Origin of the sequence: Zobellella maritima (assembly GCF_003075035.1) — a bacterium.
In the GTDB taxonomy this organism is placed as follows: domain Bacteria; phylum Pseudomonadota; class Gammaproteobacteria; order Enterobacterales; family Aeromonadaceae; genus Oceanimonas; species Oceanimonas maritima.
The window spans coordinates 15127-27484 of record NZ_QCZE01000005.1 but is presented as its reverse complement, the minus strand read 5'-3'; the positions used below and the strand labels follow the sequence as shown (position 1 = coordinate 27484).

General features: G+C 54.3%; 13 protein-coding genes. 12 read left to right on the top strand and 1 reads right to left on the bottom strand.

Annotated features, from left to right (window positions below; genetic code table 11):
* Nucleotides 1-409: 409 nt before the first annotated feature.
* The gene (locus DCS96_RS16190; protein WP_116475448.1) at nucleotides 410-1807 is read right to left on the bottom strand and encodes a sigma-54 dependent transcriptional regulator; all 1398 of its coding nucleotides are present in this window, start codon (nucleotides 1805-1807) and stop codon (nucleotides 410-412) included.
* A 203-nt stretch (nucleotides 1808-2010) separates the two neighbouring features.
* Here DCS96_RS16190 and DCS96_RS16185 point away from each other — a divergent pair, with 203 nt between their 5' ends.
* The 12 genes from DCS96_RS16185 (at nucleotide 2011) to atpH (ending at nucleotide 12354) form a co-directional block, all read left to right on the top strand.
* Complete coding sequence (locus tag DCS96_RS16185; RefSeq protein ID WP_116475447.1) at nucleotides 2011-3642, top strand: ExeA family protein; 1632 nt, start codon at nucleotides 2011-2013, stop codon at nucleotides 3640-3642.
* On the top strand, nucleotides 3643-4353 hold the full coding sequence (locus tag DCS96_RS16180; RefSeq protein ID WP_116475446.1) for a general secretion pathway protein GspB: 711 nt from the start codon (nucleotides 3643-3645) through the stop codon (nucleotides 4351-4353).
* Between the two features lie 99 nt (nucleotides 4354-4452).
* The gene (gene mioC / locus DCS96_RS16175; RefSeq protein ID WP_116475543.1) at nucleotides 4453-4899 is read left to right on the top strand and encodes an FMN-binding protein MioC; all 447 of its coding nucleotides are present in this window, start codon (nucleotides 4453-4455) and stop codon (nucleotides 4897-4899) included.
* Nucleotides 4900-5390: 491 nt separating this feature from the next.
* Entirely contained in the window at nucleotides 5391-7280 is a 1890-nt protein-coding gene (mnmG, locus tag DCS96_RS16170; protein WP_116475445.1) for a tRNA uridine-5-carboxymethylaminomethyl(34) synthesis enzyme MnmG, read from the top strand.
* 8 nt (nucleotides 7281-7288) lie between these two features.
* Nucleotides 7289-7912, top strand: coding sequence for a 16S rRNA (guanine(527)-N(7))-methyltransferase RsmG (gene rsmG, locus DCS96_RS16165; RefSeq protein WP_116475444.1), 624 nt, complete (start codon nucleotides 7289-7291; stop codon nucleotides 7910-7912).
* 9 nt (nucleotides 7913-7921) lie between these two features.
* Nucleotides 7922-8725, top strand: coding sequence for a ParA family protein (locus DCS96_RS16160; RefSeq protein WP_116475443.1), 804 nt, complete (start codon nucleotides 7922-7924; stop codon nucleotides 8723-8725).
* Complete coding sequence (locus DCS96_RS16155) at nucleotides 8722-9627, top strand: ParB/RepB/Spo0J family partition protein (protein ID WP_116475442.1); 906 nt, start codon at nucleotides 8722-8724, stop codon at nucleotides 9625-9627. The genes DCS96_RS16160 and DCS96_RS16155 overlap by 4 nt, the downstream gene beginning before the upstream one ends.
* Nucleotides 9628-9821: 194 nt before the next feature.
* Nucleotides 9822-10214 carry an ATP synthase subunit I gene (locus tag DCS96_RS16150; protein WP_116475441.1) on the top strand — a complete coding sequence of 131 codons (393 nt, stop codon included), beginning with the start codon at nucleotides 9822-9824 and terminating at the stop codon, nucleotides 10212-10214.
* Nucleotides 10215-10222: 8 nt separating this feature from the next.
* The gene (gene atpB / locus DCS96_RS16145; protein ID WP_116475440.1) at nucleotides 10223-11002 is read left to right on the top strand and encodes a F0F1 ATP synthase subunit A; all 780 of its coding nucleotides are present in this window, start codon (nucleotides 10223-10225) and stop codon (nucleotides 11000-11002) included.
* A gap of 63 nt (nucleotides 11003-11065) precedes the next feature.
* On the top strand, nucleotides 11066-11290 hold the full coding sequence (gene atpE, locus DCS96_RS16140) for a F0F1 ATP synthase subunit C (RefSeq protein WP_116475439.1): 225 nt from the start codon (nucleotides 11066-11068) through the stop codon (nucleotides 11288-11290).
* Between the two features lie 49 nt (nucleotides 11291-11339).
* Nucleotides 11340-11810: a F0F1 ATP synthase subunit B gene (atpF, locus tag DCS96_RS16135; protein ID WP_116475438.1), complete on the top strand. Its 471-nt coding sequence runs from the start codon at nucleotides 11340-11342 to the stop codon at nucleotides 11808-11810.
* 13 nt (nucleotides 11811-11823) lie between these two features.
* Nucleotides 11824-12354 (top strand): F0F1 ATP synthase subunit delta, encoded by a 531-nt coding sequence (gene atpH / locus DCS96_RS16130; protein WP_116475437.1) that lies wholly within the window; start codon nucleotides 11824-11826, stop codon nucleotides 12352-12354.
* Nucleotides 12355-12358 lie beyond the last annotated feature (4 nt).

The following is a 12358-nucleotide window of genomic DNA, read 5'->3' as shown; positions in this document are numbered from 1 at the left end:
AATATTTATTAATAATGAAGTGCTGAATGGCAGGAGCATCATCTGCAGCCACCTAAAAATCATCTAATACGCACTTTGACTCAAATGAGAATTAGCCTAAATAAGCCGTCGCCTTTTATCTGAAAAACGCGGGAAGTATTCATCCCATAACACGATATATGGTGGCCAGCGCTCTTCAACGCAGCCCCCGAAATAGGGTACTTTATCACGTATAACCTGACTCCCATTTCCCGTTTTCCGTCGCATTACCTGTATTCGTACAACCTTATTCATTATCCTGTCGCAATCCAGCCGTTGACCATCTTAAACTAAAGGCAAAAACCACACCAAATAAGCAACTATCTGAAATTAAATATAAATAACAGGACGAGGATCGAGCCCCAAAAAAAGTGTTGCATGTAAGATACACTTATCCAGACCGTTCTTTGGAGGTTCCTCCTATCCCATATTTATCCATCAGCCGATATAGGGTCACCCGAGATATTCCCAGCATACGAGCTGCAGACGATACATTATTACCGGTATGAATAAGACTATGTTTGATGGCCGACACCTCGGCCTGCTCCCGTACCTGCTCCAGGGTCGGCAAGCACTGGCTGGCTTCGACCTCCTCCAGCCCCAAATCGGACGGGGTCAGCAAGCGATTTTCACTCATCACTATGGCCTTGCGCACCCGGTTGATCAGTTCACGGATATTTCCCGGCCAGTCATGATTGTTCATGGCGATAATGGCCTGGCGGCTAAAGCCCCTGATCCGGCAATGCTGATCCTGGGTGAATTTCCGAAAAAAGTAGTTGGCCAGCAGTTCGATGTCACCATCCCGCTCCTTGAGATCCGGCACATAGATGCTGAGTACATCCAGTCGATAGTAAAGATCTTCCCTGAACGCTCCATCCCGAACCGCCGCCTCAAGATCAACATGAGTCGCCGCTATCACCCGAGCATCGATATGCAGGCTCTCTGTCCCCCCCAACCGTTCTATGGTTTCTTCTTGCAAAAAGCGCAGCAGATTAACCTGTTGTTCCAGGGGGAGATCGCCGATTTCATCAAGAAACAGGGTACCCCCTGCGGCCGCTTCAATCCGTCCGGTTTTACGGCAGTGCGCCCCGGTAAAGGCACCTTTCTCATGACCGAATAATTCAGCCTGAACCAGGCTGCCGGGCAGGGCGCCACAGTTGATTGCGATAAATGGCCCCGATTGGCGGCGGGAGCGCTGGTGAATGGCGCGGGCGATCAGCTCCTTACCGGTGCCGCTGCTGCCGGTAAGCAGTACAGCAGCATCCACTCCGGCAACCTTACGGATCTGGCTGAACACCAGCATGATGGCCGGGCTGGCGCCCACCATCTGATATTCCTCCCGGTACTGGCGTTGCCGCCACTCATATTCCTTCAACAGTCCCAGGCCATAGGTATGTCCCAGGGTGGCAGACAGAAAATGGCCATCATCCGTTAGCGGCAAGGTGTAATAATCAAAGAAATACTCATAAACCAACCGACTGAGCTCGTCTTTCGGGATGCAGGATTCATCAATCAGAGCAATCCAGAACAGCGAGGGCATCTGTTCAAAAAAATGCTCCAGCTCTGCGCGTTCATCCTCTGCCAGCTTTCCCAGGCGAACAAGCCCCACATGAAACATATGCTTATTTAACACATCACTGGCCGCTTCTAATGAACTGACCTGGATCAGCTGCCATTCATCCAGTAATGCTGCCGGAGCCTGCTCTTGTGACTGGGATAGATTGACATATATTACTTTTCTGGGTTCCTGTTCTTGTTTAACTCTGCATCCTGCCTGTTGTTGTATCATCCTTGCGTCCTATCCTTTCCTGGAACAGACTATTCCCAGTTTAGTACATATGCACCTCCCCCTGTCTTTTTCCCACCAAGCCGCAAAAATCTGTCAATTCGAAAATATTGTTCACTCACTGGTATAAAGAACCTGACGGCATATAGCTAAAGCAGCGGGTGAGCTTCTATAGTTAACATGACGAGAGCACAGGGATGGTTATCATGTACGGCAACTATTTCGGCCTGAGCGAATTACCCTTTTCCATTGCACCGGATCCTCGCTACCTCTATCTCAGCCAGCAACACAGAGAAGCGCTTGCCCATCTGCATTATGGCCTGAACAGTGACGGTGGCTTCGTGCTGCTCACCGGTGAGGTGGGCACGGGCAAGACCACCGTCTGCCGTTGCCTGTTGGAACAGGTTCCTGCGCAAACCGATCTGGCTTTTATCCTGAACCCCAGATGTAACGCTCAGGAGTTACTGTCCGCCATCTGTGACGAACTGGAAATCCCGATTGAAGAAGGAGAACACAGGCTCAAACCACTGACCGATGCCATCAACACCCACTTGCTCCAGGCCCACGGCCAGGGGCGCCGTATCGTGCTGATCATCGACGAGGCGCAGAATCTGTCCACCGAGGTGCTGGAACAGATCCGGCTGCTAACCAACCTGGAAACCAATCAACATAAGCTGTTACAGATCATCCTGCTGGGCCAGCCCGAACTGCTGGAAAAGCTGAACCACCCCGAATTGCGCCAGCTGGCCCAACGCATTACCGCCCGTTATCACCTGGCTCCCCTCTGTTACAAGGAAATGCAGGCCTATATTGCCCACCGGCTGGCGGTGGCCGGCATCGAAGCTCCCCTGTTCCAACCCGCCAGCCTGAAAAAGCTCTATCGAATTACCCAGGGCATCCCCAGATTGGTCAATGTAATCTGCGACCGGGCCCTGCTCGGTGCCTATGTCCAGCGACAGCCCAGGGTAGAGCTGGCCACCCTCAATAAGGCGGCGTATGAAGTGTTGGGTAAACCAGACATCAGCAAATTCCGCCGTCCCCTCGCCTGGGCTGGTGGCCTGCTGCTGCTCGCTATCGGCCTGCTGGCCGGCAGCCAGCTAGACGGGCCACGCTTCTGGCCGACACCAGACATCCAACAGGTCGAATCCGGGCCAGTGGACAAGACCGCAACCGAACGGGTGGCATCTCTGAGCACGGGGCCGATAGACAGCGAGGATATCTGGCAATGGCCCCCTACCCTAACCACGGATTTCAGCCAGATCCTGGCCTACCAACGGCTGTTTTCCCTCTGGGGTATCGAATATCAGCCGGCGGATCATCCCGTGGTATGCCGCTTTGCCCGCAGCCGACAGCTGGATTGCTCCTTTCAGGAAGCCGGTCTCGGCACCTTGCGACAGCAGAACCACCCGGCCGTGTTCAAGTTGACCAGGCCGGACGGCGCAGCCGTTTATGCCACCCTTACCCATATTGATACCGAGCAGGATCGGGCCAGCCTGATCATTGGTGACCGAATGACATCCCTTTCCCTAGCAGAACTGGAAGATTACTGGCCCGGCAGCTATGTCCTGCTCTGGCGCCCGCCACCCGATTATCAGGATCCCCTCTACCCGGGCAGCCAGGGCAAGACAGTCACCTGGCTGGAGCAACAGCTGGCCCGCTGGCAGGGTCGCCCCCCGCGTCCGGCCGCGCGCTATGATGAGCAGCTAATGAAAGAGGTAAAGGCCTTTCAGCAGGCGCACGGCCTGAACCCGGACGGCATTTTCGGCCCCAATACCGGTATTTACCTTAACGCCAGTCTGGTGCAAGGCTTGCCGCTGCTCAGCCGGGAGGGAGGTTAGGTGTCGTATATCCTCGATGCGCTCAGGCAATCCGAACGCCAGCGTCGGCAGGCCCGGCCCCTGAATATTCATAACGTCCGTATGATGCCGGAGGCCGCCACGACAGAGCCAGCCGTCAGACGCTGGCGGGGCCCACTGGCCTTGATAATATTTATTTTGTCAGCCCTTGGGATAGGCTATGCACTGGGGATGGTGGGAGGAGACTGGCTGCAACAGGACCGTATTTCGTCCCGGTTGAAGGGTCAGCTCGAACAGCCCCCCCTCCTTCCGAGCACATCCATCATCGTCGCCCCCGAGGCGCCAACGGTTTCATCATCGCCTGAGCTGGCCCGATTGCAAATCCGCCTCGACAAGCCCCCTGTCAGCCAAATCACGATCGAGCCGTCGGCTCGGCCCAAGCCTGGCCTGGCACAGCAGACTCCAATTCCCCCCATAACGTCACCAGCTCCAGTACCCGAACGGCCCCAGGATCCCGGCGTCATCGATCTGCGGCAGCTGCCTTCCGCGCTCCAGTCCAGGTTGCCCACACTCAGCCTGTCGGTGCATATCTACTCGGACAATGCCGAACATCGCATGGTCAAGATCAATGATCGGATGTTGCGCGAAGGCCAAAACATATCACCAACGTTACGGTTAAAAAGCATCACCCCCCTGGGGGTAATACTCAACTTTGAAGGGCATGAGTTTCATATGAGATCCGTCGGCAGCTAGGATATCCGAGTTGCCCCGCCGTTATCGAACCGGGCAAAGCGGATGCTTTTTCCGGTGATAGGGGTAGAATGCCGAAAATTTCATCTGCAACAGGACACCATGAGTCATTTTACTCTACTGATCGGCACCACCCTGGGCAGCGCCGAAGATCTGGCCGATCATCTGGCCGAGAAGCTGCGGGATCTGGGTCATCAAACGGTTATTCACACTTCTCCCCAGCTTGATCACATCTTGATCAAACCGGAGCATTTTCTTCTACTGATTTGCTCGACTCACGGAGCCGGCGAGCTGCCCGATAATATAGAGGCCTTCTACCAGCAGCTGGTGCAGCGGCTTCCCGAGCTGGACGGCCTTCGCTTTGGCGCCATTGGCCTGGGTGATTCCAGCTACGACACCTTCTGTGCGGCCATCCAGAAGCTGGATCATCAACTGGTCAGGCTGGGCGCGGAACGGATCGGATCCCGGCTGGAAATCGATGTCAGCCAGGTGGATCCTCCCGAACAAACCGCCGAGATCTGGTTGGATCAGTGGCTCAATCAACGTTAGATCCCGCGAGTGCGGCCCAGATCCAGGGCCTGGCTATCAGAAGATCCCAGGCCCCGTCAATTTCTTTCCACCAAGTTATCAACAGATCCTGACGAATTAACAATTCATTAAAACCCGCCTCCTCCTCCACCTCTTGTTAATAACTACCCTATAAACCGGTTATAAACCTATAGTTATCCTATTAATTGTTTTAATACCAGCCACTGCCTGTTGATAACATGGCAGGTTAAACACCGGCTTTACCCGGGTACCCGGCCCTTTTTCCACATCAATTGATCGTTACTAACCGCATGATCTTGCTGATCAAAAATCGGTTATTAACAGATCTGGATGACACTAATAATAGATCCAACAGAAGATCGATCTAGAGATCTAAGATCTAATAGGATCGGGTGATCCTCTCTTGATCTCGTTTCCATCCTTGCCGCAAAACGGCTAAAATGATCCGCCCTTCGGGATCCAACAGACTGCACGTTTCAAGAGTATTTGTTATGCAATATGAAGAATGGTTTGACGTAATTGTGGTAGGTGGCGGACATGCCGGCACCGAAGCAGCGACCGCTGCTGCACGTATGGGTGCCAATACCCTTTTGCTGACCCATAACATAGATACCTTGGGGCAGATGTCATGCAATCCGGCAATAGGGGGCATCGGCAAGGGTCATCTGGTCAAGGAAATCGATGCCCTGGGTGGTGTCATGGCTATCGCCGCCGACCGTGCGGGTATTCAGTTCAGGACCCTCAATGCATCCAAGGGCCCGGCCGTCAGGGCAACCCGGGCCCAGGCGGATCGTCAGTTGTACAAAGCCGCTGTCAGAACCTTGTTGGAAAACCAACCCAATCTGAAAATCTTTCAGCAAGCCTGTGATGATCTCATGCTGGAAGGCGATACTGTGGTTGGCGTGATCACCCAGGCCGGACTCAGATTCCGGGCCAAGTCAGTGGTATTGACCGTCGGCACTTTCCTCAACGGCCGGATCCATATCGGCATGGATAACTTTCAGGGCGGGCGTGCCGGGGATCCTCCCTCGATAGCCCTGGCACAGCGATTACGCGAATTACCCTTGCGGATCGATCGACTGAAAACCGGAACCCCCCCGAGGATCGATGCCCGCAGTGTGGACTTCTCGGTGATGCAGCCGCAGCCGGGAGATGATCCGACACCGGTATTTTCGTTTATCGGCAGCCGGCAGGATCAACCCCGCCAGGTGCCCTGTTATATCACCCACACCAACGAACAAACCCATGAGGTGATCCGCCAGAATCTGGATCGTAGCCCCATGTATGCCGGGGTGATCGAAGGGATCGGCCCGCGCTATTGCCCGTCGATCGAAGATAAGATCATGCGTTTCGCCGACAAGATCTCTCACCAGATCTTTGTCGAGCCGGAAGGCCTGACCAGCAACGAGTTGTATCCGAACGGGATCTCAACCAGCTTGCCCTACGACGTGCAGGTGGCAGTTGTCCGCTCGATAAAGGGATTCGAGCAAGCCCATATTGTTCGCCCCGGTTATGCCATCGAATATGATTATTTCGATCCCCGGGATCTGAAGTCCAACATGGAAAACAAGTGCCTGCATAACCTGTTCTTCGCCGGGCAGATCAACGGTACCACCGGCTACGAGGAAGCCGGCGCCCAGGGGTTGCTGGCAGGCACCAACGCCGCCTTGCGCGCTTTCGACAAGGAGGCCTGGTCTCCCCGTCGAGATCAGGCCTATATGGGCGTGATGATGGACGATCTGTCTACCCTGGGTACCCAGGAGCCCTATCGCATGTTTACCAGCCGCGCTGAATACCGCTTGCTGCTTCGTGAAGACAATGCCGATCTGCGGCTGACCGAAGCAGGCCGCAAGCTGGGCCTGATCGACGATCGTCGCTGGACGCTGTTCAGTGACAAGCTGGAAAAGATCGAGCAGGAAAAACAGCGACTAAAGGAAACCTGGGTAAATCCAAGACATCTGGCAGCCGATGCCCTCAACGGTATTCTCAAGACCCCGCTTGGCCGGGAGCACAGCCTGGAAGAATTATTGCGTCGCCCCGAAGTGGATTATCGTCGGTTGATGGCTGTGTCCGAGCTGGGCCCGGGCCTGGCTCACGAACAGGCGGCCGAACAGGTGGAGATTCAGATAAAATATGCCGGTTACATCGAACGTCAGCGGGATGAAATTGAAAAGCAGCTGCGCAACGAACATACCCGACTGCCGCTTGATCTGGATTACAACGAAGTATCCGGCCTGTCCAACGAGGTGATCGCCAAGCTAAATCAGGCCAAACCCGAAACCCTGGGACAGGCCTCGCGCATCTCTGGCGTCACCCCGGCGGCCATCTCGCTGTTGCTGGTTAACCTGAAAAAACGCGGCTTGCTGCGCAAGTCGGCTTAAGGACTTATATGCTCGAACGATTGCTGCAGTTGCTGGCCCAGGCAGGGCTGCGGGTCAGCCAGGCTCAGGCTGAACAACTGGTTGAACTGGTTGCTTTGTTGAATAAATGGAACAAGGCCTATAATCTCACCTCGGTACGGGATCCGGATGCCATGCTGGTCCGCCATATTATGGACAGCCTGGTAGTGAGCCCTTACCTTCAGGGGCAGCGCTTTATCGATGTGGGGACCGGTCCCGGCCTGCCAGGTTTGCCGCTGGCGATCATCAACCCGGACAAACAGTTTGTGTTGCTCGACAGCCTGGGCAAACGCATCCGTTTTATCCGCATGGCAGTACATCACCTGGGCCTGGCCAATGTCGAGGCAGTGCAAAGCCGGGTGGAGGACTTTCATCCGGAGCAGAAATTCGACGGTGTTATCAGTCGAGCCTTTGCTTCCCTCGACGATATGCTCGGCTGGTGTGGTCATCTGCCGACGGCCGACGGTCGGTTCCTGGCGCTGAAGGGACAATATCCGGAGCAGGAACTGGCAACCTTGCCGGCTCACCTTGAATTGCAGCGGGTCTATCCGTTGACCGTACCCGAACAAGAAGGGGACCGCCACCTGGTGGTCATTAAACAAACCAGTCATTAGGGGTTTTCGGTGGGAAAAGTCATTGCCATTGCCAATCAGAAAGGCGGTGTAGGTAAAACTACAACCTGTATCAACCTGGCGGCATCCATGGCGGCCACCCAGCGCAAGGTGCTGGTCATCGACCTGGACCCCCAGGGCAATGCCACCATGGCCAGCGGTGTCGACAAATATCAGGTTGCCAGCACGGCTTACGATTTACTGGTGGACGAATTGCCGGTGGAACAGGTGCTGGAGCGGGAAACCAGTGGCGGCTATCACCTGATTGCCGCCAACGGTGATGTGACTGCCGCCGAAATCAGACTGATGGAGGTATTTGCTCGCGAAGTCCGCCTGCGGACCGCCCTGGCAACCGTACGGGATCAGTACGATTATATCTTTATCGATTGCCCTCCCTCGCTGAACCTGCTGACGGTCAATGCCATGTCGGCGGCAGATTCGGTGTTGGTCCCCATGCAGTGTGAATACTTTGCCCTCGAAGGGCTGACCGCCCTGGTGGATACCATCAGCAAACTGGCAGCTGTGGTTAATCCCAACCTGAAGATCGAAGGCATACTGCGTACCATGTTCGATCACCGCAACCGCCTGTCCAATGAGGTGTCCGATCAGCTAAAAGGGCATTTCGGCGACAAGGTTTATCGCACCGTTATCCCGCGTAATGTGCGCTTGGCCGAGGCGCCCAGCTTTGGTTCGCCTGCCATGTATTACGACAAGACTTCGTTGGGCGCGAAGGCCTATCTGGCTCTGGCGGGAGAAATGCTGAGACGGAGCGAGCATCAAGCAATAGCCACCGACAATGCGGAACATACAGTATGACCATTAAACGACGCGGCCTCGGCAAGGGGCTGGATGCCCTGCTTAGCACCAGCTCGGCAGCCAACCAGCGGCATCAGCAGGCCGAGATCCTCTCCCGGGATGGAGTGAGTGGGGACTTACTCAGCCTGGAGCTGGGCAAGCTCCAGCCGGGCAAATATCAGCCACGCAAGGACATGTCCCAACAGGCGCTGGAAGAGCTGGCTGCTTCCATCCGGCAACAGGGTATCATTCAGCCTATAGTGGTGCGCAGCCTGGAAAGCGGCGGCTACGAAATTCTGGCCGGCGAACGCCGTTGGCGGGCGGCCCGTCTGGCCGGACTGAGCAGGGTGCCTTGTTTGCTCAAGGACGCCGATGATACCCAGGCCATGGCTATTGGCCTTATCGAGAATATCCAGCGCGAAGATCTCAATGCCATCGAAGAAGCCCAGGCCCTGGCCCGGCTGATCGAGGAGTTTTCCTTTACCCATCAGACGGTGGCCGAGGCGGTGGGCAAAAGCCGCAGCACGGTCACCAATCTGCTGAGACTGAATCTGCTCAATGACGACGTCAAGCGATTGGTCGAGCACGGCGATCTGGAAATGGGCCATGCCCGTGCCCTGCTGGCGGTGGAAGGCGAGTTGCAGTCGGCGCTGGCGCTCAAGGTTGCCCAGCGCGGTTTGACCGTGCGGGAAACCGAAAAACTGGTCAAACAGACGATTACACCAAAAAATGCCCCGGTATCTCGGGCCAAGTCCCCGCTAATCAGCCAGATTGAGCAGGCTATTTTTGAAAAAATCGGTACAAAGGTTGAAATAAAATCAACAAACAAGAATAAGGGGAAGCTCGTTATATCCTATAACTCATTGAATGAGCTTGATAAAATAACAAGCATCCTCGGTGTGGATGACAAGTCCGCCACCTGATTTTGTAGTAATAATTTGATCACTTTCACTTATCTATCATAGTCAAAAAAATCACCGGAAACCGCGCAAAATAAGGATTTACTGCAATTGCATTTGCGCCATGCACGGGTATAATTTGACCTGCTTTTTTGGGGCTTATCTGGCTACTCTGTTTGGGCGTAGTCAGCGGGCCCCTAACTGTGTCAGGAGTTGTTGTGAAGCAGAAAAAGTGGCTCCTCAGCGAAAGGCAAGTGGCGCTGGCGATTCTGTTTTGGCAATTGCTCCTGGTGGTTGGTTCCGCCAGTCTGTTTTATTACCAGGCCGGCGAAGCTGCCGCTCGTTCCGCCCTGATTGGGGGCGGAATCTACTGGGTCCCCCAATGCCTGTTTAGTGTGCGGGTGCTGGCGTTCGGCGCCAAGGATCCCACGCCGCGTGGTGTTGTGGCGGACTTTTACAGCGGGGCAGGGATTAAGTTCGGCAGTACTATCCTGTTGTTCGTGATAGTGCTCAAGTACGTGGAGGTGTTACATGGCCCCCTGTACACGGCTTACGCCCTAGCATTGCTGATGCAGTGGATTCTTTCATTCACTCTCAACAACCGTTACTAGGAAAACACATGGCTGCAACAGGAGATGTCTTAACTTCCCAGGGTTATATCTCTCACCATCTGCAACACTTGCAGGTCGGTTCGGGGTTTTGGGCGTTAAATATCGATTCTTTGCTTGTTTCCGTTGTCCTGGGAATGCTGTTCTTGTGGGGCTTCAGTAAGGTTGCATCCCGTGCAACCAGTGGAGTTCCGGGAAAGTGGCAATGTGCCGTTGAGCTGTTGGTTGAATTCGTGGATAAATCCGTCAAGGACGTGTTCCATGGCAAGAGTGCGTTGATTGCGCCCCTGGCGCTGACCATTTTTGTCTGGGTCTTCCTGATGAACCTGATGGACCTTATCCCGGTCGACTATCTGCCTCATGGCGCCGCCCTGTTGGGTGTTCCCTACCTGAGGGTTGTTCCTTCCGCCGATGTTAACATCACCATGTCCATGGCGTTCGGTGTCTTCTTCTTGATCATTTTCTACAGCATCAAGATGAAGGGCGTGTCCGGCTTTGTCAAAGAGCTGACCATGCAACCGCTGAACCACTGGTCCATGATCCCTGTTAACTTGGTGCTTGAGACCGTGTCCCTGATCGCTAAGCCCATCTCTCTGGGTTTGCGACTGTTCGGTAACATGTACGCGGGTGAGATGATCTTTATCCTCATCGCCGGTTTGCTGCCGTGGTGGTCTCAATGGGTCCTTAATGTGCCTTGGGCGATTTTCCACATCCTGGTCATCACCCTGCAGGCTTTCATCTTCATGATCCTGACCGTCGTCTATATGTCGATGGCCTATGAAGAGCATTAATCAAAAAAGATAACAATACATTAACAAGCTGTCATTTTAACCACTAATAATTGGAGAAAAACAATGGAAATGATTTTTATCGCTGCCGCTCTTATGCTGGGTCTGGCTGCCATCGGTGGTGCTATCGGTATTTCTATGCTGGGTGGCAAATTCCTGGAAAGTGCGGCTCGCCAGCCGGACATGCTGCCTGCCCTGCGCGGTAACTTCTTTATCGTGGTTGGTCTGGTTGACGCCATCCCCATGATCACTGTTGGTATGGCCCTGTACCTGATCTTCGCCGTTGCCTAATGGCCCGGTATATCAATCAGTCTGCTAACCATTTTAAAGGAGAGTTGCGATGAACATGAACGCAACAATCCTCGGTCAAACGATCGCGTTTATCCTGTTCGTTTGGTTCTGCATGAAGTTTGTATGGCCGCCGATCATGGCTGCCATTGAAAGCCGCCAGAAAGAAATTGCCGAAGGCCTGTCCTCGGCTGAAAGAGCCAAGAAAGATCTGGCCCTGGCGCAAAACAATGCAACCGAACAGCTGAAGGAAGCCAAGCTGCAGTCCGCTCAAATTGTTGAGCAGGCCAACAAGCGTAAGGCCCAGATCATCGAGGATGCTACGCGTGAAGCCCAGGCCGAGCGTGAAAAGATTTTGGCACAAGCCCAGTCAGAAGTTGAAGCTGAGCGTAACCGTGTCAAAGAGGAACTGCGTAAGCAGATTGCTGCTCTTGCCCTGGTGGGTGCAGAGAAGATCCTCGAGCGTCAGATTGATGCCGCTGCCAACAGCGACATCGTTGAGAAAGTAGTAGCTGAACTGTAAGGGACATAGAGCCATGGAAATGAAAACCATTGCTCGCCCCTATGCCAAAGCAGCTTTCGATTTTGCCGTTGAGAATAAAGCGGTTGAGAACTGGTTGTCGATGTTGAGCTTTGCCGCCGAAGTGGCGAGCAACGAAGACATGACCCATGTGCTCAGCAGCGATCTGAACGCGGAAAAGATGGCCGAAGTGTTTTTGGTTGTCTGTGGCGAACAGCTCGATGAGCATGGCCAGAACCTGATAAAGGCGATGGCTGCAAACGGACGCTTGAGTGTGTTGCCGGCGGTGGTACAGGAATTCGTCGCGATGAAGACGGAGCTGGACCGGGAAGTGGAAGCCGATGTGGTCTCCGCAACCAAACTGACCAAGCAACAAGTGGCCAAGATTCAGGCCTCACTTGAAAAGCGCCTGGAGCGCAAGGTGAAGCTGAATTGCAGCGTTGATAAAGCCCTGATGGCCGGCATCATCATCAAAGCCGGTGACATGGTAATCGACGGAAGTGTTCGGGGCAGACTGTCCCGCTTGGCTGAAACGCTGCAATCTTGATTGG

Coding starts and splice junctions, on each gene's coding strand:
- DCS96_RS16190 (WP_116475448.1), bottom strand. CDS start 1,807: ATGATACAACAACAGGCAGGATGCAGAGTTAAACAAGAACAGGAACCC.
- DCS96_RS16185 (WP_116475447.1), top strand. CDS start 2,011: ATGTACGGCAACTATTTCGGCCTGAGCGAATTACCCTTTTCCATTGCA.
- mioC (WP_116475543.1), top strand. CDS start 4,453: ATGAGTCATTTTACTCTACTGATCGGCACCACCCTGGGCAGCGCCGAA.
- mnmG (WP_116475445.1), top strand. CDS start 5,391: ATGCAATATGAAGAATGGTTTGACGTAATTGTGGTAGGTGGCGGACAT.
- rsmG (WP_116475444.1), top strand. CDS start 7,289: ATGCTCGAACGATTGCTGCAGTTGCTGGCCCAGGCAGGGCTGCGGGTC.
- DCS96_RS16155 (WP_116475442.1), top strand. CDS start 8,722: ATGACCATTAAACGACGCGGCCTCGGCAAGGGGCTGGATGCCCTGCTT.
- atpB (WP_116475440.1), top strand. CDS start 10,223: ATGGCTGCAACAGGAGATGTCTTAACTTCCCAGGGTTATATCTCTCAC.
- atpE (WP_116475439.1), top strand. CDS start 11,066: ATGGAAATGATTTTTATCGCTGCCGCTCTTATGCTGGGTCTGGCTGCC.
- atpF (WP_116475438.1), top strand. CDS start 11,340: ATGAACATGAACGCAACAATCCTCGGTCAAACGATCGCGTTTATCCTG.
- atpH (WP_116475437.1), top strand. CDS start 11,824: ATGGAAATGAAAACCATTGCTCGCCCCTATGCCAAAGCAGCTTTCGAT.